Consider the following 18,436-nt stretch of genomic DNA (forward strand, 5'->3'; position numbering starts at 1 on the left):
CCATGACTGCACAGAACAAAGTCGCGCTCGTCGTGGGCGCACAGGGCGTGATCGGCCGCAACCTGATCGACCACCTTGCCACGCTCGGCGACTGGCACATCGTGGGCCTGTCGCGGCGCGGCGGCGAGTCGAACGGGCGCATCCGCCACATTGCCGTCGACCTGCTCGATGCCGCAGACACGCGTGCCAGGCTGCACACATTGAGCAACGTCACCCACATCTTCTACGCCGCCTACCAGGACCGGCCTACGTGGGCCGAACTCGTGCCGCCCAACCTGGCCATGCTGACCAACGTGGTCGACGCCATCGAAGACGCGTCGCCCAACCTTGCGCACGTGAGCCTGATGCAGGGCTACAAGGTCTACGGCGGACACCTCGGCCCGTTCAAGACGCCGGCCCGCGAAACCGACGCGCATTTCATGCCGCCCGAGTTCATGTTCGACCAGCAGACGTTCCTGCAAGCGCGCCAGCAGGGCAAGGCGTGGACGTGGTCGGCCATCCGCCCGGCGGTGGTGGGCGGCTTTGCGCTGGGCAACCCGATGAACCTGGCCGTGACCATTGCCGTGTATGCGTCGATCTCCAAAGAACTGGGCCTGCCGCTGCGCTTTCCCGGCAAACCCGGTGCGTACGATCACCTGCTGGAGATGACCGACGCAGGCCTGCTGGCCCGCGCCACCGTGTGGGCCGCCACCAACCCGCGCTGCGCCAACCAGGCCTTCAACATCAACAACGGCGACCTGTTCCGCTGGAGCGAGATGTGGCCCAAGATCGCGCACTACTTCGACCTGGAAGTCGCCCCGCCGCTGCCGCTGTCGCTAGACACCGTCATGGCCGACAAGGAACCGCTCTGGCAATGCATGATCGCCAGGCATGGTCTGGCCGACACGCCCTACAGCGATGTGTCTTCGTGGCGCTTTGCCGACTTCGTCTTCTCGTGGGACTACGACATGTTCGGCGACGGCACCAAGGCGCGCCGCTTCGGCTTTCACGAATATGTGGAGACCGAGGCGATGTTCATGCGCATCTTCGACGACCTGCGCCGGCGCAGGATCATTCCGGGCTAGTGCGTCCGGATGCCTGCGCTCGCGCGCTGCATGGATCGATCCGGCTAGGGAAATGTCCCGACTCGGGTCTGCCCGCACAAGGCCGATATAGTGAACACGGGGCGGTAGCTCATGGGTCGAGCGGCGGCGGTTTACCGGCGCAGGCAGGCAGGTTCAAATCCTGTACGCCCCACCATCTGAAGATTTATTGAGGAACAACAAAACTTGTGCCGTTAAGCATAAAGTGGCCATCTGGACAGGTTATGGTTGTTTACCCGTTGGGCTACATTATGTTTTATCGAAAAACGGTGTTAGCCTGAGCGGTTTTTCCCGCTCGAGCAGGAACAGCAGGCGCAAAAAAGCCGACCACTTGGTCGGCTTTTTCTTTGGTTCGAGATGGTCGGCCCGCCTCGTTGCGCACCCTTGCGCCCTGAACGAGGCTAATAACGTTGCGCACTTTCCCGATGACTTCCGGGGGAACCCTCTCTTTCACCTCTCGGAGATTGATTGCTTTGCCCTGACTGGCAATGTCGTGGCAGGCAACCTCGATTGCCTCCCGTGCATTCGCAACACTCTGCTCTCCGCGGCGCCGCATATATTGCCGCCAGCGCTCGGCCAGGATGCGGGCCTCCTTGTTCGCGCTCTGATAGAGCAGGCGCACGTCGACATCAAGGCATCGCGCTGCCTCAGCCACGCTCACGGGAACCAGCAACTTCCCCATGGCCGTCAGTTCTGCACGTATCTGCTCCCAGTCCAGTTCTCTTCGGGCTGCCCGCTCCCCTGGGCGTGGAAACAGGAAGGTCAACTGGTGAACTTCAGTTGTGGGCGACCAGTTTGCCAAGTCACCAGCCAACAACTGGGCAAGCGATAGTCCGGTCTGCGAAGCAATACGAAGATGGGCAGGCAAAGCAGGAATGCCGCCCTCTTTCAGCCAATGGTGCACCGTACCCTTGCTCAGTCCGATTCGCCGCGCAAACGCAGCGCTCTTGCCATGGTCCACTCGAGCAACCAGTTCGCGCAGACCTTCATGTAGAGATTGGCGATGCGGACTTCTCTGCCGTTGCGCTGTTCGTCATCGTGCGCCACTTCTGGCTGATGGGTGAGTATGCCGGCCGCATTGACATGTGGGGTACGCAAGCAATGCCAAAGGCCTGGTTGCAAAAACAAGTCGAACTCATGACGGCATGGGAGAAGCTGCAGACGTCGGATTGAAGACGCTAGCCTCGCGTTTACTGGGAGCGCTGTTGCGACCTTGCACGCTGGGCGTACGCTCGTCTTCATTCAAGGCGGCATCTTTCCGAAGGTGTCTGCCTCGAACTCCCACTCCTGCAACCAGGACTCAGCCGCCAATTCGCCTCGAAGGGCGCCAAGGATGAGACCGGTATCCGTTGTGCTTTCACCCGGCGGCAGCGACTGCTCAAGTTGTCGTGCGCGCATGATGACAATCTGCAAGCATCTGATTTCCCATAGCAGGCGCCGCACGACCGGGTCGTGACCGTACTGCTGCTGAATCTCGTGCAGGCGCTTTCGCGTGAGCGACGGGAAGCGGCGGCGTAGTGGGAATGACATTGTGGAATCCCCCGAAGCCGCAACATTACCGCCGGCCACGCGACAAGCGCTTCAACGCCTGTTCTTCTTCCGTCGACCAACTCAATGGTCGCTCCCACAAACATGGCTCGGCAAACAACGCCGCATCCAGTTCGTTCAATCTCGCCAAGAACGGCTTATCGATACCCCACATGCGGGCCAACGTAAGAACGCCGTATGCCTGCCGCGCGATGTCCTGCAGCCTATGGATTTCCCATAGCAATTCGCGCACTTCTGGCGTGGGGTTGCTCTGCCATATGGCACGGAGCGCTGCCGAAGAGAGCTTCTTGCGGTGAGTTGCAGGGGCGGAAAAGTCACGTGCTACCATAGCGCGAAATACTGTATATTTGTACAGTATCCGCAGCCGAAAACATCTCGTCAACGAGAGATGCTTTGATGTGAAGGATGCGCCTCCAGCAAGCACAGGTGAGTGCTGATGACATCTCGCAAAGCGACTCCAACTCTCTCTCAGACCATGATGCAAACGACACAGGTGGTACGCCTGCCCTCGCGAGCTCCGCGCATCCGCCAGATGGCGACAACGGTCGTTCGTGCCGGTAGCAAGGAAGAGGCGCTACGGTTGGTGGGTTCGGGCAGTGTCGCAGCCGTCGAACTCGACTACGAATCGGGCTGGCAAGACGCAGTTGAGTTAGGCCGGCTCGGCCGAGCAGTTGGCGTTCGCGTAGAGTTCCGAGGCCACGAGAGCATCGCGGTCAAATCGCCTGCCGCGCTCGTTGCCGGTCTTGCGCGCGCGAAGCCATCGTTCCGGCAACGCAATCTCTACTGCCAGTTCGACCTAGACCTATTGCCCGCTGGCCAACTGGAACAGCTCGAGGTCAAGGCCACAAAGCTGGGCGACTACATTTTGGGTGGCCACCTGCTGCGTGAAATCGATGCTGTCTGGTCCGAGTAGCTCAGTGCGTTGACCGCCTTTCATCTCACCGGCAACACCCCTCTTACCGTTGGTTGCCGAGGCACATCCGCTTGTGGCAGTGTGGCGTTCATTACACACACAGCCCAATCCGATGTACTTCCTCTTCGACACTGACCTGGCCGGCAACTTTAAGCGGCTGAACATCAGTTTCTGGACGGGAGTTCTCTGTCTGGCGCTGGTGGCTGGGAAGGTGATGTTGTCCTCAGACAGCTCTGAGCAGATTGGTCCGTTTGGACTCGTGCTTCTCTTCGGAGGCGCGGCTCTCTGCTACTACCTCTTCCTGCTGGACCATATCGCTTTCCGTCTCAAGAAGAACGGGAGCCTATGGGTTTTCGGCTCACTCGTATGCGGCCCACTAGGTTTCCTGATTGGGTACATCAGAATCTGCATTGAGGTCCGCGCACATCGCGCGATTGGCCAAGCTTGAACATCAACTTCCAGTACGTGATTTCGACATGCTCATCATCTGGCACCGGCTTGGCATTCTGATTCTCTTGGTCCCAATTGTCGTTCTTGTGGCCATGCAGCTTGTCGTCGATGGGGCTCTTGGACAGGGCTTCTACTCATCGCATCTCTGGCCAAAGGTGATTGGTGGCCTGTTGACTGCTCTGGCGGTTGGCGTTTTTGGCTATTCCATGAATAAGAACGAGCCCGGGCCACGCAAGCATCGGCTGTTCTTCTTGCCTGTCGAATATTGGTCTGTTGTCGTAGCTGTGCTCACACTCGTACTGACCGTGCGCGCATTGATTACGCGATGACGTCGACCGGAGTGCTTCGTTCAATCAGGATTACACAGGACCCGTATGTTTTGCCCGACATGCAACACCCAAAATTCCGCAACCAGTGTGAGCTGCATCCAATGCGGAACAACCTTAATTTACGAGGCCAAAGGGCACTCTGCCTCCTACATCAAAGGGGCCAGGCTGATTGACTCCAAAATCTACAGCATTGTGGGCATCCTGGTCTGTTTTGGCTTCGCATTCATCTTGCTCAATACGTTCCTGTCTGAATGGTCTGTAGACGAACGTCTCGTATATTTGGCGAGCATAGTCGTGGGGGGCATTGCGGGCCGAGTAATTGCATGGAGAAAGTGGCGCTCATTTCTGCAAGCGTCGAAATCATCTCCTTGACTCGTCACCACGGCGCGCGCTGCACTGGCGTCCCTGGCCTCAACTGTGCACGGCTGAGTTCGACTTTTCGCGGATGGTACCTTTCAGCGCTACGCGATGTTGTCGCCCTGCTGGTTGAGCATATTGGGGCTGGCAAAATCGGTACATCCAGACGGGAGTGTGTATGCCGCACGTCCCAACTGAGCGTAGAGACAATGAGCCATAGGTTGCTATGACAACACGTGCCACGATTCGAAGAGCAGGCAAAGGCGATGCTGCGGCATTGTGTGCAGCAGAGCAAGCCACCGCCCTGACCCCTGGCCTGCTTGTGTCACAGCCCCACGAACTGCAGGTTGACGCATTCGAGCAAAAAATCGAATTCCTAAAGCAAGAAGGGGTGTACCTTGTTGCCGAGAGCGAGGGAGTTCTCATTGGACACGCACTGCTGGAGCCGATGGCGCTCATTGCGCAGGCTCACGTCTTTAGTCTCACCATAGTCGTCCATCCCGGTTATCTGCAGCATGGGGTTGGCACTGCTCTCATGGTCGAGTTGATGAGATGGGCGGAAAACAATCCCCGCGTCGAAAAAATTGAGCTCCGCGTACGTGCTACGAACGCTCGCGCCCTTGCGCTGTACAGGCGCTTTGGGTTCGTTGAAGAGGGGCGATTCGAGAGGCGTATACGACTGCCTGATGGGTCATATATAGATGATGTCTTGATGGCTCGCTTTACTCGCTAGAGAGCACCAACGTCCGTCTTCGGCGAGAAGGAGCCGCTCCTCCACTAGGATGGAGTAACGCAGTCGGTTGCCAAGCAGGGGACAGAATGAGAATCGATGTGTCGCCACAAGCCGGACATCCAGACGTCACTCTTCGCGCTCTCGTAGAATCCGATATTGACCAGTGGTATGACTATCTACGATTGCCTGAGGTCTTCCAGCACACCAGTTGGAACTTGAGGACACGGGACGACCTTCTCCCCCTATTTGAAGAATTCAGTTCCGACTCTCCCGACTCTGCGCGACGGCTAGCGATTGTAGAAAGCAGAACGCTGCGCTTGGTTGGGACAATCGGCTTCCACACGGTTTCTTCTAGGAATCGTACGGCGGAAATCGCCTACGACCTGTCGCCGGAATACTGGGGAAGGGGTATCGCAACAACTCTTTGTTCTGCGGTGACGGCGTGGTCCTTTTCAACATACGGTTTCGTGCGTGTACAGGCCTCGGTCCTACAAACGAACAACAGGTCCGCGACGGTACTTCAGCGATGCGGCTTCCAATACGAAGGCTTGCTCCGCTCGTTCCGCATGGTTCGTGGAACTCCGTCCGACTTCGCCATCTATTCCAAACTGGCGACCGAATAGTTGTCGATGGGCGGCCGCCGCCGCGCGTGCTGTACGTTGACCGCTGTCGGCGGAAGCAGTCGGCAGTTCAACTAGATATATGCCGCGATTTATGTAGTTAGACAGATGGGGAGACCTCTTGCAATCGCTCATCAGCGCTAGTGCCTCCGCAATAGCTCAGCCTTTCCTGATGGTAGACCTACCAGGCCTTGGTCGTCTTTATGAACCCACGGGGGACAAGCATGTTCCTCATGTGCTAGTGCTCCATGGTTCAGAAGGGGCGTGGTCCGGCTTCGCCCACTTACAAGCAGCGAGCTTTGCGGCAAGGGGTATTGCGGCGTTGCCACTGGGATACAGCGTAGGCGGCAACCTCTGGAATGCGGGCGCCATCGAAAATGTGCCCATCGACAAAACCGCCGCAGCAGTGGACGCCTTGCGACGCCTACCCAGGTCGACCGGTAAGGTCGGAGTCTATGGCGTTTCTCGTGGAGCCGAACACGCCTTGCTACTGGCGGTACTCATGACTGTAGATGACTCGATGCATGAGCCCGACGCTGTTGCAGTACACGCCCCGCCCGATGTGGTTTGTGGAGCGTTCGACGCTAAAGAGTGGAGAGACCCAGGCGACCCCGGCTGGCGAGCATGGGACCCTTCGCGGCGCGCCTGGACTTGGAGGGGCGCATCGGACACCTTGCTTCCATCCCAGCCTATTGAGATTCAACGATACGCAGGCCCCCTACTAATAAGCGCTGGTGAAAACGACGCGACGTGGTCATCCGCCATGGCGAAACGTCTTGCGAACCGCTACGCCACCGACGGACGCGCTGCCGAACAACTGATATTCCCCGGAGAGGGTCACGTGTTGTCCGCTGAGGCGACAATGGTCCGGGATGCCCGCATATCGACGTTCTTTGCCCAGCATTTGGCGCAGCAGCGAACCCCCGCTTGAGCCCGCAAGGTGCTTGGTAATTGCCAGACCGCTACCATTCCCACGCGATACAAAGCAGATGAGCTACGACCTATTCTTCGCCTTCCCGCAGCAGCCATCCATAACATCGTTTGGATAGCAGATGGCCACGTTCTACATTGCCTGTACTTGTGAGACGGAACAATGCCAGTGCAGTTGACACACGGTCTGAGGGAAAACCTGATGTGGCTTGCATCGAATTGGGAAGCAAGCACATTGATAGCAGCCCCGAAGCGCGCATCCTCCTGAGCCAGGTCGGCGCGGCCGCTTTCCGCGCTGCTCGAAAACGCATAGACGGCCACCCGACTCCGCTCCTTTCTCCGGGCCTTTCACGTCGCGAGCGTGAAATCCTCCAGTGGATTGCCGCGGGTCGGCGTCAAGCCGAAATTGCGGCTGCTTTGGGGCTGTCCGAACGAACCGTAGAGAACCATCTGCGAAAGGCGCGCCACCGTTTGGGCGTCGCCACCACCGCTCAAGCCGTGAGCTTTGCGTTGGCGAATGCCGCGATCGGCCCTGCTGACCCTCCGGCGTAGGGCGCCAGCCGGCGAGCCGCAGTGGTGTTGCGGGGCGGCGCCGGACGCAGGCGGAACGCGGGGGCCCGCCCCTCGCTGACCCGCCGCTCGTGGTGCCCCTATCCCAGCAGGACGGCAGCAAGCGAACTGCCGTTCGCAGAATAGGCACCGCACCGCTCACCGAACGTGCTGCGCTATCCCCCTCAGCTCCGCTAGCGCGGGACGCAGCAGTGCCAGATGAACGCCGTCCTGCGCATACACGGACCTCGCGATTCTCGAATGCAGCTTCGTCTCCGGCTTACCGCATCCGACCCAGTATCGGTAATAACCGCTCCGGATGGCTTCAGCGTCGGCGCCCGTGACGATATGCGCGCCGCTCTTGTAATGCTGTTCGATCTGCCTGCACAGCGCCTCGAGGGCTTTGTCAGAGGACGTGGCCATTGTTCGCTCCTGTCTCCAGCAGCGGCCTGGCGTCACCGGAAGGGACGCCGCGCCCACGGTCCGCGCCCAAGGGAACAGCGCGCCTCCGCGGTCCCTTTCCGCCAAGGCCTCCCGCAGGCGTCGAACGGTTACTCCTCGGTCATTTCCGCGTGCACCTTGCGGATCATCAGGCGCGCGCGCTGCCGCACCGTCGCCAGCGCCTCCTCGTCGGTTTTCGCGCGACAGATGTACGACTCGCCCAGGGGCCTGCCCGGCGCAAACTTCCCTTCCGGAATGGCACTCCAGGAGACACGGAAATAAGGCGATTCCAACAGTTCGGAATCGCAGGTGACGAGATAGCCGTCTAGCTGGGATGTGGTTTCCATAGTCATTGCGAGACCATCGCGACGATTCGGGGAGCAACCTCCATACCGCCCGAACCCGGCCCACTCCGGCGCCGCTGACGCCCCGTTCCAGGAAAGAAGGCGTGGGACCTCAATCGCGGGCGGGGGCGTGCGGGCAGGCCGGGAAGTGGGCGCATCGTTCACTTCGACGGGTCGCTCCAATGCACCCAGCATCGCGGCCAGCGCCGGTCGAACGAACCACAGCTGGATCCCATCATTGGCAAAAATTGCACGCGCAAGGCAGCGGTGGAATTCGGAATGGGGTTTTCCACAATCCGACCAATAGCGGTAGTAGGCCATGCGAACCGACTCGGCATCGTCGCCGACCAGCTCGTCATCGGCTTGCCCATATTTGCCGTTGACGACGGCCCGCAGGATATCGGCTGGCGCAGCGTTCACGGGTTCACTGTTCGGGGTAGAAGACAGAATGGGCAGTATAGGAAATGGTTCGCCCGATCGATGTAGGCGTGAAGCGGCCAGCCGGTCTGATGTCGATCAAACCGTCTCGGGCCAGGCCGTCATGCCGCATCTGCAGGCGACTGCCGTGCGCATTGTGCGTTTGCACCATGAGCGGTATCGTGTCGCCCAATCCGGCGCGATGCCGACTCCCCCGCGCGCGCCTGCGCACCGTACCTGGCAATTCCCGTGACCGACCTCCCCACCCTTTCCTGGACCGACGCTGAAACCGGCGCCGTCCATACCACCCTGTGGCGCTCCGAAGCCGGCAACCCGCCGCCCAGGCGCGTCGTCATTGCCGATGACCGCACCACCGCCGATGCGGCCTACCGCCTGGCCTGCGAAGGCACGGCGCTGCTCTGGCGAGGCGACTTCCACAACGCGCGGCAGCTGCTGCAGGCGATGGCGCGCCGCACCGAACGCAAGCCGCGCAAGCAGGCCACCTCGCCCATCGACGCTTTCAACCTGCACCGGCAAGCGCAGTCGCAACGAGCGCGCACGCTGGGCATGCTGCTGATCCCGCTGGAGGCGGACTACGCGGTCCCGCTGCGGCGTGCCCCCGACGTGCGCGAGGCCTGCACCGAGGCCTACGGCACGAGCAACGGGGCTTCAGTCGTCTCGCTGCGCGAGCTGCTGGGGCTGATCGGCGCGCATGAATGGCGCAAGAAGGGTGTCGAGATTCCCGCGCTGGGCGGTGAACGCATTCACCCGCATTACGGCGTGTTCTCGCCGGTGCGCGGCGAATACATCGACCTGGTAGCGCGGGCGCCGCTTCCGTCAAGGGCACTTGCATTCGACATTGGCACAGGCACGGGTGTGCTGGCAGCGGTGCTGGCCAAGCGCGGCGTGAAGCGCGTGGTCGGTACCGATCAGGACGCGCGAGCCCTGGCCTGCGCGCGCGAGAATGTGGCGCGCCTCGGCCTGCAGGGCCAGGTAGAGGTGGTGGAAGCGGACCTTTTTCCCGAAGGCCGGGCGCCGCTCATCGTCTGCAACCCGCCGTGGCTGCCGGCGCGGCCGAGCTCTCCCGTCGAGCGCGCCGTATATGACCCGGACAACCGCATGCTGCGCGGTTTCCTGGAAGGGCTCACCGCGCATCTGGAGCCCGATGGCGAAGGCTGGCTGATCCTCTCGGACTTTGCCGAACACCTCGGCCTGCGCACGCGCGATGCCCTGTTCGCGATGATCGACGCGGCCGGCCTGCAGGTCATCGGCCGCGACGACATCAAACCCAGGCACCCCAAGGCTTCCGACCCGGCAGACCCGCTTCATCAGGCGCGCGTTGCCGAGGTCACGTCGTTGTGGCGGCTGAAAGCGCGCTAGGCCTTCAGCGCGGCGTTGCCAGGTAGTCGAGCACGCCCTGGCCGGCTGCGGCACCCGTCGCAAAGCACGCTGTCAGCAGATAGCCGCCCGTCGGCGCTTCCCAGTCGAGCATCTCGCCTGCGCAGAACACGCCGGGCAGACGCTCGATCATCAGACTGGCGTTCAGCGCCTCGAAGGCCACGCCTCCGGCGCTGCTGATCGCCTCGTCGATGGGCCGGGCGCGGGTGAGCCGCAGCGGCAGCGCCTTGATGGCGTTTGCCAATTGGGCAAGGTCGGCAAAGGCCTCTTTCGACAGGCACTCGCGCAGCAGGCCGAGCTTCACGCCGGTGATGTTCAGCTTGCTCTGCAGATGGCTCGACATCGAGCGGGAGCCGCGCGGGTGCTTCACCGCATCCAGGACGCGCTGCGCGCTCCACCCGGGCGCGAGGTCCAGCCAGATCGTCGCTTCGCCATGCGCTGACAACACCTCGCGGATCGGTGCCGACAGTGCATAGACGAGGCTGCCTTCAATGCCCGTCTGCGTGACAACGAACTCGCCCTGGCGAAACTGCATCGCGCCGTCATCACCGGACGGCAGCCCGATCGCCACGGACTTGACCGGCTGGCCCGCAAAGCGCTCCTGAAAGAACGGGCTCCAATCGGCGTCGAACCCGCAATTGGCCGGCTGCAGCGGCACCACGTGCACGCCGCGCGCCTGCAGCAACGGCACCCATGCACCGTCTGAACCGAGGCGCGGCCAGCTTCCGCCGCCCGTGGCCAGCACCACGGCGTCGGCCGGTACGAACCGTTCGCCGTCAGACGTATCGAAACGCAGCACGTGCGCGTGCTGCGAGGGCTCTGCCCAGCCCGTCCAGCGATGCCGCATGCGCAGCTTCACGCCGGCCTCGCGCAACCGATGCAGCCAGGCACGCAGCAACGGCGCGGCCTTCATCTCGGTCGGGAACACGCGGCCCGAGGTGCCCACGAACGTGTCGATGCCCAGTCCGTGGATCCATCCGCGCAACGCGTCGGGGCTCAGGCGCTGGATGAGCGGCGCGAGCACATCCCGCCGTGCGCGATACCGGCCGACAAACGCGTCGAGCGGTTCGGAGTGCGTGATGTTCATCCCGCCGATGCCCGCCAGCAGGAACTTGCGCCCAGCCGACGGCATGGCATCGAACACGTCGACGCGCACGCCTTGGCGAGACAGGACTTCTGCCGCCATCAGGCCGGCGGGGCCGGCGCCGATGATGGCGACTTGCGGAGCGTTTTGCGATTCGGGCATGCGAAGAAAGGTCCGGAGCACCGCGGGCAAGCGGGGGGGCGCCATTGTCCCATCCTGTCGCGATGGCCTGCAATCGACGTGCCCCATCGTCCGCGTGCGGGCCGGCTCCCGTGCGGTGAGCTGCTTTTCGGTAAACTCATGCCTTCACCCGCGCATTCCTTCAGGCACTGCGCCTGCGCCCATGGCGCCGCATGCCGCCAGGCTGTCCCACGATGTCCAACAAGACCCACGAAATCCGCCCCAACCAGTCCATCGAGCTGCTCAAGGAACTGCACATCCTCACGCGCGACGGCAAGATGAACCAGGACAGCCGGCGCAAGCTCAAGCAGGTCTACCACCTGTTCCAGTTCATCGAACCGCTGATGGCCGATGTGCAACAGGCCAAGGGCCACGTCTCGCTGGTCGATCACGGCGCCGGCAAGTCGTACCTCGGCTTCATCCTGTACGACCTGTTCTGCAAGGAACACCCCGGTGACGGCACCTCGCACATCTACGGCATCGAAACGCGCGAAGAGCTGGTCGCCAAATCGACCGAGCTGGCCGCGCGGCTCGGGTTCAAGGGAATGTCGTTCCTGAACCTGTCGGTGGCGGAGTCGATCACATCGGACCAGCTGCCCGCCACGGTGGACATCGTCACCGCGCTGCATGCCTGCAACACCGCCACGGACGATGCGATCCGCTTCGCACTCGAAAAGAAGGCCAAATACATCGTGCTCGTGCCCTGCTGCCAGGCCGAGGTGGCGGGCGTGCTGCGCAAGAACAAGAGCAAGTCGCTTGGCAACGCGCTTACCGAAATCTGGCGCCACCCGCTGCACACGCGCGAATTCGGCAGCCAGGTCACGAACGTGCTGCGCTGCCTGCAGCTCGAAGCGCACGGCTATCAGGTGAGCGTGACCGAGCTCGTCGGCTGGGAGCACTCGATGAAGAACGAACTGATCATCGCGCAGTACAAGAACCTGCCGCGCCGCCGCGCCACCGAGCGCCTGAACGAGGTGATCAGCACGCTGGGGCTGGAAGAGCTGCACGAGCGGTTCTTTACGCCTGCCTGACACAGGCCGCGTCCGTGCTGCCGCGCCCGCAAGGCGCCTGCTAACGGGCGCGATAGTGCTCGCTCATGTAGTCGACGAAGGCCCGCACCTTGGGCGCTACATGGCGGGTATGCGGATAGAGCGCGTAGTAGATGCGGCGGCCGAGCGTGCAGCCCGGCAGCACGTGCACGAGGTGCCCACGCGCCATCGCCGGCCGCACGGTATTCCATGTGAAGGCGGCAATGCCGACGCCCGAGAGCGCGGCGGCATAGGCGGCGGTAATCGCATCCGTCGTCAGCCGCCCTCCCACGGGAACGGACACGGTGGTGCCCTGCGCGGTTTCAATCGACCATTCGGCGGCCGTCCGCGAGCCCGAGGACGCGATCAGCTCGTGCTGGCCGAGGGCTTGCGGCGTCGTGGGCAGCCCGCGCCTGGCGAGATATACCGGCGATGCCACCAGCACGATGCTGGATTCGGCCAGCGGCTTCGCCATCAGGCTGCTGTCGCCCAGGGGCCGGCTGATCCGCAGAGCCACGTCAACGCCTTCCGCAACGAGGTCGACCATCTCGTCGCTGCAGGACAGATCGAGGCGGATATCGGGGTAACGCTGCTGGAAGGCCGGCAGCCAATCGTCGAGCTCGAGCGTGCCGATGGCCAGCGGTACGCTCACGCGCAGGGTGCCGGCAACGCGCTGATGCTCGTTTGCCATGGCCTGCGAGGCAGCGTCCACGCGCGCGAGGATGTCGACGCAGGCTTCGTGATAGCGCTGTCCGGCCGCGGTGAGCGAGAAGCGGCGCGTCGTGCGATTGAGCAGCTGTACGCCCAGTTCGGCTTCGAGCCGCTTGAGCTGGCGGGACACTGAGGAATGCGTGCTGTCCAGGCGCTCCGCCGCAGCGGAAAACCCTTCCGCCTCCACGATGGCGCAGAACACACGCATGGCAAGCAACTGGTCCATGGTCGAATGGGCTCGGCAGGCACCGTGTGCCTGGCCGCCCGTGTAGCCGAGGCGTCGGATGCTATCACGCGCGCCCGCGCCCTACGCCGCCTGAAGCGCCATCACCTCGCGCGTGCGCATGACCGTGCCGAATGTGTCGGCAATCTCCGCCAGCGCAGCACGATGCAGCTCATCGTGCGACACGCTGATCCGTTCGTCGACCACGATATCGCGCGTGGCGCAGGCATCGTCCACGACGATCACCTCGAACCCGGCCGGCACGGCATCGCGCGCGGCGCCGGCCACGCAGGCGTGCGTCATGAGGCCGCATATGACCAGATGCGTCATGCCGTCGCGCTTCAGTTCATCGGCCAGGCCGGTGCCGGCAAACACGCTGACCGCGCTCTTCTGCACGAGGCGGTGGCCGGGCCGCTGGCGGACGTCCGCATGCATGGCGGCATGCCGCGAGAAGATGGGCGCCTGAGCCGGCGCCACGTGCTGGACGTGCACGACCTGCCAGCCCTGCCGGTCGGCAACGTCGATCAACGCGTTCGCATGGGCCAGCGCCTGCACGCCGTCGGGAACGGGCAGCGCGCCGGTGAAGTACTCATCCTGGAAATCGATCACGAGCAGCGCCGTGCGCCGGGCGGGAAGCGATGCCGGCGCGCTTGCACCGAGGATGCTGCGCAGGGTTGGCTTGGACATATCGGCTCCTGAAGAAACGGTCAGGAGCACAGTCTGTCAGGGCGTGCGCCACACAGCCAGCGCTGCCCGGCGACAGGCTCTGTGCATTGCGTGCACAGATCGATGCATCGGCGTCTATGCCAGGCGCTCGCTTACCTGTTGCAAGCGCTTGTCTTCGTACATCGCCGCGTCGGCGTCGCGCAAGGCCTCTTCGAGGCGGCCGCCCTCGTGGCAGGTGGCCGCCCCCATCGAGAAGGCCAGCGCCGGGCCGGAGTAGAACTGGTTGTTGAGCTCAACCAGCGTGCGCAGGCTTTCCATCAGCGTCTCGCCGGCTTTCTCGTCGGCCCCGGGCATCAGCACCGCAAACTCGTCGCCGCCGATGCGGGCTGCATGCGCGGGCTTGTCGATGGCCTTGCCGAGCACCTCACCCGCGCGGCGCAGCAACGCGTCGCCCGCCGCATGGCCGAGCTGGTCGTTGACCGTCTTCAAGCCGTTGAGGTCGATCATGATGACCGTCACGGGGAACGGCCCCTTGCGCTCGAGCCGGTTGATCTCCTCCACATAGAACGACCGGTTCTTCAGCTTGGTGAGCACGTCGTGCTTGCCCAGGTATTCGAGATACGACTCGGCCTTCTTGCGCGCGGTGATGTCGGTCAGCGCCAGCAGCACCATGTCCCAGTCCTGCTCGCGGCCGGGGAACACCGAGAACTGCAGGTGGATATTGACCGGATTGCCGTCGAGCCCGTAGTTGACCACTTCGCGCTGCTGGAAGAGCTTGCCGTCCCACAGGTCGATCAGCTGCTCGCGGAAATGCGGGCGCATGTCGTCGCGAAACACCTCGGGCAGCCGGCCCAGCAGATCGTTGCGGCTGCGCGCCTTGAACATCTCGAGCGTGAAGCCGTTCACATCGAGCACCTGGATTTCCTGCATGCAGCGCTCGACGAATTCAGGATGCACATCGGTAAAGGTGCGGAAGTCGGTGATGCCCTGCATGCGGACCTCATCCAGCAGCGACTTGATGGCGCTGAAGTTCTCCACCCACAGCGACACCGGCGCGTGCTCGAACACGCCGCGCGCATACATCTGGCTGGCCGCGGCGCGGCGGCGGGCGTCTTCCAGCTCCGTGATGTCGTCCACCGCCACCAGCACGCGGTCCCACGGCTGCGCGTGATCGGGCAACAGCACGCCCTTGAGCAGGATGTCGAGCCGGCGGCCGCCCAGCGTGTAGTTGACGCTGCGGCTCTCGAACGCGCGCTCGCCGGCCCACAGCTGCACCAGCTCGCCGACGTGGGCTTCGAGCATGTCGTCGCGCAGCACGTCGGCCAGGCGCGCGGTCAGGGTGGCGGCATCGGGTGCGCCGTACATCGCCAGCGTGCGCCGGTTCACGCGCAGCACCTTGATGCATGCGGAGCAGGCCGCCACCCGCGCAGCATCCTCTTCAAGGAACCGCCGCAGATCCGTCACGCCCGCGGCGCGCCACTGGGCAAAGAGCTGGTGCAGGTCGCTGTAGTCCTCCAACCACAGCGAGGTCGGCGTGACGTCAAAAAAGTCGATCAGGTCGACCCCCACAGCCGCCGGGCTGCTGACACTTCCGGGCGCGGATTGCATGCGTTGCTTAACAGAAAACAGGACAACCCCGAAGCGTACCGGCTTTGCGCCATACCGCGCATGACGCCCCCCTCATCCGGAAGGATTACCCCGTGGGCGGCGCCCTTTCCATTGCTGCGGCGCAGCTAGGGCTCGGCATGCAGGAAAGTTCCCCACTGGTTCTTTGTCATCGGCCGCCGCATTCAATGTCTCTTTAACCGGTGTTGTAAAAATCACCATACCGATTTTTAAATCGCTTTCACAAAACAGCATGCCGGTACTTTTCTTTCAACGCGATTTGAAAAACCTACCCGACCCCCGCCATCACCGCAGCTGTCTTCACGCTGCGTGGTGCCAAAACTGCAATCCTGGCGCGGGTTTTGTGCGGGTGTGAATTAAAAAACTTCGTCTCGATTCGCACAACGTTTCATCCAGAATCCGTGCATCCCGTGCGCGGCCAGTGATGTGTACCGCGCAAGAAACGGGAAATTCCTTGTCCCGATTCGGCGACTCACCACCGGACCTGCTTTCGGACCCCGGGCCGCCGATTCGTTTCCATCTCAGGAGAAATGCAATGCGGGATTCGACCACCCGTCGTCGTACGCCGACGACACGCTCGTTCAAGCTGGCACTTGCCGCGCAAGCCGTGGCGGCGCTGATTCTGGCCGCGTGCGGCGGCGGCGCAGACGATGCGCTCACGCCGGCCGGCGGCAAGCTGGACGCCAACGGATCGCAGCAGCAGGGCAACACCAGCAACGGCAATGGCAACGCCCAGGCACCGGCGGTCGACGCATCGGTGCCACCGGTCGAGCTTCCCGACTACATCAAGCCCGTCAACTACAAGCTGTGGTTCCGCCCCAGCGCAGACCTGAACAGCTTCTCGGGCCGCGCCGACGTGGAGATCAAGGTCACGAAACAGACGGGCGCCGTCACGCTGGCCGTGCGCGACCTCAAGTTCGACGCCTCGCGGCTGACGCTCACGCCCACCTCCGGCAATGGCCCGTCGCGCGTGCTGGTGCCGATCCCGCAATCGCAGGGCGCGTTCTACGACCTGCGCGACCCCACCGGCGACATCAAGCCCGGCAACTACGTGCTGCACATGGAATGGACGGGCACGATCAACTTCACGAAGGCGGAAGGCATCTTCAAGCTCGGGCTGCAGGCCGCCACGGGCGAGAGCTCCGACGCCATCGTCACGCAGGGCGAATCGAACTTCGCGCGCGAGTGGTTCCCGAGCTGGGACGAGCCCGCCTTCCGCAACACCTTTGAGGTGACGGCCGAGATCCCGGGCGACTGGAAGGCCGTGGCCAACGGCAAGCAGACCGGCGCAATCAAGCTCCCGGACGGCTACCAGCAGGTCACCTTTGCGAAGACGCCGCCGATGCCCGCCTACCTGCTCTTCTTCGGCGGCGGCAAGTTCGACATCCTGGAAGACCAGTTCACGAGCCCGCTCGACGGCAGCAACATGCGCCTGCGCTGGTGGGTGCCGCCCGGCGAGGCGCACTCCGCGGTGGCCGGCATGCAGTTCACCAAGGAAGCGCTGAACCACTACTACAACTACTTCCAGATCCCGCTGCCGTTCGACAAGATGGACACCATCGCGGCCAACGACAGCTACAACAACAAGAACGCCGGCTTTGGCGGCATGGAGAACTGGGGGGCCATCTTCGAGTTTGCCGACCAGGTGCTCGTACCGCCCGAGGGCGCGCCCACGTCGGTCCACACGATGGGCAAGGCGCGCTCGTTCGTGGTGGTGTCGCACGAGCTGGCGCACCAATGGTTTGGCGACCTCGTCACGCTCGACTGGTGGGACGACATCTGGCTCAACGAATCCTTCGCCAACTGGTTCGAAAACGTCACCAAGATCACGCTGCACCCGGAGTTCCAGGGCAACACATGGGCGGACTACGCGGCGGTCAAGCAACGCGTCTACACGCTTGACCTGCAGCCGACGGCCGTGCCGGTCCAGCACAACCTCAGCGACGCAGGTTCGATGGACTTCCTGGACCGCTTTGCCTACAACAAGGGCGGCCATGTCCTGCAGATGATCGAGAACTACGTCGGCAAGGACGCCATGCGCCGCGGGCTGCAGAGCTACCTGAACAAGTACAAGTTCGGCAACGGCACGCCGCCGCGCCTGTGGGCAGAACTGGAGGCCGCCAGCGGCAAGCCGGTGGGCAAGGTCGGCGACAGCTTCGTGCGGCAGACCGGCGTACCGCTCGTCACCATTGACGCGCAGTGCAACCCGGCCACCGACAAGAACGTGCTGACCATCACGCAGAAGGCGTTCCCGAACAAGAACGTGTACTCCGGCTACCAGTGGAACATTCCGCTCACGCTGGCGTACGGCGACGGCTTCGCGCAGACGCAGACCGTGGTGCTGGATCAGCAGACCGCGCAGGTGACGCTGCCGACGTGCTCGGCCGTGCTGGCCAACCCGACGGGCCTCGACTACTACGTGACCAACTACAGCCCGACGCTGTGGAGCGCGCTGCTGGCGCAGGCCGGTTCCATCAGCAACAAGGCAACGACGACCAACATCGCGGGCGACGCCACGCAGTTGTACAACGCGCAGATCATCGACAAGGCGCTGTACGACCAGATTGTGGGCATCCAGAACATGCAGCCTGCCGTGGCCACGCTGGCGGCGCAGTCCGTCACGCCGACGGGGTCGCTGCGTCCGCAGGCGGTGCAGCTGAACCAGATGCAGTCGATGGATCGCCCGATCCACAAGTTCCGCTACGAAGGCGTCATGAAGCACCTGACCGACATCAAGCGGTAAGCACCAAGGCAAACGGGCCGCTTCACCCGAAGCGGCCCGTTGCAACATGGGCTTCGATGGACTG

22 protein-coding genes and 1 tRNA gene are annotated in these 18,436 nt (G+C 63.0%); 13 read left to right on the forward strand and 10 right to left on the reverse strand.

Annotation, left to right across the window (positions count from 1 at the left end; genetic code table 11):
- Nucleotides 1-2 precede the first annotated feature (2 nt).
- Together A6M56_RS06500 and A6M56_RS06505 are read left to right on the forward strand one after the other, a co-directional pair.
- Nucleotides 3-1,064 carry an SDR family oxidoreductase gene (locus A6M56_RS06500; RefSeq protein WP_102079294.1) on the forward strand — a complete coding sequence of 354 codons (1,062 nt, stop codon included), beginning with the start codon at nt 3-5 and terminating at the stop codon, nt 1,062-1,064.
- Nucleotides 1,065-1,162: 98 nt separating this feature from the next.
- Nucleotides 1,163-1,239, forward strand: a tRNA-OTHER gene (locus A6M56_RS06505).
- 99 nt (nt 1,240-1,338) lie between these two features.
- Here A6M56_RS06505 and A6M56_RS06510 read toward each other — a convergent pair.
- The 4 genes from A6M56_RS06510 to A6M56_RS06525 form a co-directional block, all read right to left on the reverse strand.
- Nucleotides 1,339-1,986: a hypothetical protein gene (locus A6M56_RS06510; RefSeq protein ID WP_180964211.1), complete on the reverse strand. Its 648-nt coding sequence runs from the start codon at nt 1,984-1,986 to the stop codon at nt 1,339-1,341.
- Nucleotides 1,987-1,997: 11 nt separating this feature from the next.
- Nucleotides 1,998-2,210: a hypothetical protein gene (locus tag A6M56_RS06515; protein WP_145997148.1), complete on the reverse strand. Its 213-nt coding sequence runs from the start codon at nt 2,208-2,210 to the stop codon at nt 1,998-2,000.
- Nucleotides 2,211-2,324: 114 nt separating this feature from the next.
- Nucleotides 2,325-2,612 (reverse strand): hypothetical protein, encoded by a 288-nt coding sequence (locus tag A6M56_RS06520; protein ID WP_102079293.1) that lies wholly within the window; start codon nt 2,610-2,612, stop codon nt 2,325-2,327.
- Nucleotides 2,613-2,637: 25 nt separating this feature from the next.
- A complete protein-coding gene (locus A6M56_RS06525) occupies nt 2,638-2,958 on the reverse strand; it encodes a hypothetical protein (protein ID WP_145997147.1) in 321 nt (106 codons plus the stop codon).
- 204 nt (nt 2,959-3,162) lie between these two features.
- Here A6M56_RS06525 and A6M56_RS06530 point away from each other — a divergent pair, with 204 nt between their 5' ends.
- The 8 genes from A6M56_RS06530 (at nt 3,163) to A6M56_RS06555 (ending at nt 7,514) form a co-directional block, all read left to right on the forward strand.
- Nucleotides 3,163-3,543: a PHA-granule associated protein 4 gene (locus A6M56_RS06530; RefSeq protein ID WP_102079465.1), complete on the forward strand. Its 381-nt coding sequence runs from the start codon at nt 3,163-3,165 to the stop codon at nt 3,541-3,543.
- A gap of 112 nt (nt 3,544-3,655) precedes the next feature.
- Complete coding sequence (locus A6M56_RS06535; protein WP_102079292.1) at nt 3,656-3,991, forward strand: hypothetical protein; 336 nt, start codon at nt 3,656-3,658, stop codon at nt 3,989-3,991.
- On the forward strand, nt 3,978-4,322 hold the full coding sequence (locus tag A6M56_RS06540; protein WP_145997146.1) for a hypothetical protein: 345 nt from the start codon (nt 3,978-3,980) through the stop codon (nt 4,320-4,322). The genes A6M56_RS06535 and A6M56_RS06540 overlap by 14 nt, the downstream gene beginning before the upstream one ends.
- A gap of 45 nt (nt 4,323-4,367) precedes the next feature.
- Nucleotides 4,368-4,694, forward strand: a complete 327-nt coding sequence (locus tag A6M56_RS24270) for a zinc-ribbon domain-containing protein (RefSeq protein WP_373271719.1) — start codon at nt 4,368-4,370, stop codon at nt 4,692-4,694.
- A gap of 211 nt (nt 4,695-4,905) precedes the next feature.
- On the forward strand, nt 4,906-5,412 hold the full coding sequence (locus A6M56_RS06545) for a GNAT family N-acetyltransferase (RefSeq protein ID WP_102079290.1): 507 nt from the start codon (nt 4,906-4,908) through the stop codon (nt 5,410-5,412).
- Nucleotides 5,413-5,498: 86 nt separating this feature from the next.
- A complete protein-coding gene (locus tag A6M56_RS06550; RefSeq protein WP_102079289.1) occupies nt 5,499-6,035 on the forward strand; it encodes a GNAT family N-acetyltransferase in 537 nt (178 codons plus the stop codon).
- Nucleotides 6,036-6,552: 517 nt separating this feature from the next.
- The gene (locus A6M56_RS24275; protein WP_411740926.1) at nt 6,553-6,963 is read left to right on the forward strand and encodes an alpha/beta hydrolase family protein; all 411 of its coding nucleotides are present in this window, start codon (nt 6,553-6,555) and stop codon (nt 6,961-6,963) included.
- A 203-nt stretch (nt 6,964-7,166) separates the two neighbouring features.
- Nucleotides 7,167-7,514, forward strand: coding sequence for a LuxR C-terminal-related transcriptional regulator (locus A6M56_RS06555; RefSeq protein ID WP_257983857.1), 348 nt, complete (start codon nt 7,167-7,169; stop codon nt 7,512-7,514).
- A 156-nt stretch (nt 7,515-7,670) separates the two neighbouring features.
- Here A6M56_RS06555 and A6M56_RS06560 read toward each other — a convergent pair whose 3' ends face one another.
- Entirely contained in the window at nt 7,671-7,934 is a 264-nt protein-coding gene (locus A6M56_RS06560; protein ID WP_045218519.1) for a hypothetical protein, read from the reverse strand.
- Nucleotides 7,935-8,062: 128 nt separating this feature from the next.
- Nucleotides 8,063-8,716 carry a hypothetical protein gene (locus A6M56_RS06565; protein ID WP_145997145.1) on the reverse strand — a complete coding sequence of 218 codons (654 nt, stop codon included), beginning with the start codon at nt 8,714-8,716 and terminating at the stop codon, nt 8,063-8,065.
- A 246-nt stretch (nt 8,717-8,962) separates the two neighbouring features.
- Between A6M56_RS06565 and A6M56_RS06570 the strand changes: the two genes are divergently transcribed.
- On the forward strand, nt 8,963-10,093 hold the full coding sequence (locus A6M56_RS06570; protein WP_102079285.1) for a methyltransferase: 1,131 nt from the start codon (nt 8,963-8,965) through the stop codon (nt 10,091-10,093).
- A 4-nt stretch (nt 10,094-10,097) separates the two neighbouring features.
- On the opposite strand, the gene A6M56_RS06575 is transcribed toward A6M56_RS06570, so the two are convergent.
- Nucleotides 10,098-11,357: a BaiN/RdsA family NAD(P)/FAD-dependent oxidoreductase gene (locus tag A6M56_RS06575; RefSeq protein ID WP_102079284.1), complete on the reverse strand. Its 1,260-nt coding sequence runs from the start codon at nt 11,355-11,357 to the stop codon at nt 10,098-10,100.
- Nucleotides 11,358-11,569: 212 nt separating this feature from the next.
- Here A6M56_RS06575 and A6M56_RS06580 point away from each other — a divergent pair, with 212 nt between their 5' ends.
- On the forward strand, nt 11,570-12,406 hold the full coding sequence (locus A6M56_RS06580) for a class I SAM-dependent methyltransferase (RefSeq protein ID WP_045218527.1): 837 nt from the start codon (nt 11,570-11,572) through the stop codon (nt 12,404-12,406).
- Nucleotides 12,407-12,446: 40 nt separating this feature from the next.
- On the opposite strand, the gene A6M56_RS06585 is transcribed toward A6M56_RS06580, so the two are convergent.
- The 3 genes from A6M56_RS06585 to A6M56_RS06595 form a co-directional block, all read right to left on the reverse strand.
- Nucleotides 12,447-13,340 carry a LysR family transcriptional regulator gene (locus A6M56_RS06585; RefSeq protein ID WP_102079283.1) on the reverse strand — a complete coding sequence of 298 codons (894 nt, stop codon included), beginning with the start codon at nt 13,338-13,340 and terminating at the stop codon, nt 12,447-12,449.
- A gap of 81 nt (nt 13,341-13,421) precedes the next feature.
- Nucleotides 13,422-14,024 (reverse strand): cysteine hydrolase family protein, encoded by a 603-nt coding sequence (locus A6M56_RS06590; protein WP_062738142.1) that lies wholly within the window; start codon nt 14,022-14,024, stop codon nt 13,422-13,424.
- A gap of 114 nt (nt 14,025-14,138) precedes the next feature.
- The gene (locus A6M56_RS06595) at nt 14,139-15,611 is read right to left on the reverse strand and encodes a sensor domain-containing diguanylate cyclase (RefSeq protein WP_062738141.1); all 1,473 of its coding nucleotides are present in this window, start codon (nt 15,609-15,611) and stop codon (nt 14,139-14,141) included.
- Nucleotides 15,612-16,164: 553 nt separating this feature from the next.
- On the opposite strand from A6M56_RS06595, the gene A6M56_RS06600 reads away from it, so the two are divergent.
- Complete coding sequence (locus tag A6M56_RS06600; RefSeq protein WP_102079282.1) at nt 16,165-18,372, forward strand: M1 family metallopeptidase; 2,208 nt, start codon at nt 16,165-16,167, stop codon at nt 18,370-18,372.
- Nucleotides 18,373-18,436: the final 64 nt, after the last annotated feature.

Origin of the sequence: Ralstonia sp. RL (assembly GCF_001683835.1) — a bacterium.
Classification (GTDB): Bacteria; Pseudomonadota; Gammaproteobacteria; order Burkholderiales; family Burkholderiaceae; genus Ralstonia; species Ralstonia mannitolilytica.

What these genes read in the sequence shown, in the direction of transcription:
- A6M56_RS06585 (WP_102079283.1), bottom strand. Translation starts at nt 13,340, where the DNA reads ATGGACCAGTTGCTTGCCATGCGTGTGTTCTGCGCCATCGTGGAGGCG.
- A6M56_RS06600 (WP_102079282.1), top strand. Translation starts at nt 16,165, where the DNA reads ATGCGGGATTCGACCACCCGTCGTCGTACGCCGACGACACGCTCGTTC.
- A6M56_RS06545 (WP_102079290.1), top strand. Translation starts at nt 4,906, where the DNA reads ATGACAACACGTGCCACGATTCGAAGAGCAGGCAAAGGCGATGCTGCG.
- A6M56_RS24275 (WP_411740926.1), top strand. Translation starts at nt 6,553, where the DNA reads ATGCATGAGCCCGACGCTGTTGCAGTACACGCCCCGCCCGATGTGGTT.
- A6M56_RS06590 (WP_062738142.1), bottom strand. Translation starts at nt 14,024, where the DNA reads ATGTCCAAGCCAACCCTGCGCAGCATCCTCGGTGCAAGCGCGCCGGCA.
- A6M56_RS06520 (WP_102079293.1), bottom strand. Translation starts at nt 2,612, where the DNA reads ATGTCATTCCCACTACGCCGCCGCTTCCCGTCGCTCACGCGAAAGCGC.
- A6M56_RS24270 (WP_373271719.1), top strand. Translation starts at nt 4,368, where the DNA reads ATGTTTTGCCCGACATGCAACACCCAAAATTCCGCAACCAGTGTGAGC.
- A6M56_RS06580 (WP_045218527.1), top strand. Translation starts at nt 11,570, where the DNA reads ATGTCCAACAAGACCCACGAAATCCGCCCCAACCAGTCCATCGAGCTG.
- A6M56_RS06595 (WP_062738141.1), bottom strand. Translation starts at nt 15,611, where the DNA reads ATGCAATCCGCGCCCGGAAGTGTCAGCAGCCCGGCGGCTGTGGGGGTC.
- A6M56_RS06525 (WP_145997147.1), bottom strand. Translation starts at nt 2,958, where the DNA reads ATGGTAGCACGTGACTTTTCCGCCCCTGCAACTCACCGCAAGAAGCTC.
- A6M56_RS06550 (WP_102079289.1), top strand. Translation starts at nt 5,499, where the DNA reads ATGAGAATCGATGTGTCGCCACAAGCCGGACATCCAGACGTCACTCTT.
- A6M56_RS06500 (WP_102079294.1), top strand. Translation starts at nt 3, where the DNA reads ATGACTGCACAGAACAAAGTCGCGCTCGTCGTGGGCGCACAGGGCGTG.
- A6M56_RS06535 (WP_102079292.1), top strand. Translation starts at nt 3,656, where the DNA reads ATGTACTTCCTCTTCGACACTGACCTGGCCGGCAACTTTAAGCGGCTG.
- A6M56_RS06530 (WP_102079465.1), top strand. Translation starts at nt 3,163, where the DNA reads ATGGCGACAACGGTCGTTCGTGCCGGTAGCAAGGAAGAGGCGCTACGG.
- A6M56_RS06575 (WP_102079284.1), bottom strand. Translation starts at nt 11,357, where the DNA reads ATGCCCGAATCGCAAAACGCTCCGCAAGTCGCCATCATCGGCGCCGGC.
- A6M56_RS06560 (WP_045218519.1), bottom strand. Translation starts at nt 7,934, where the DNA reads ATGGCCACGTCCTCTGACAAAGCCCTCGAGGCGCTGTGCAGGCAGATC.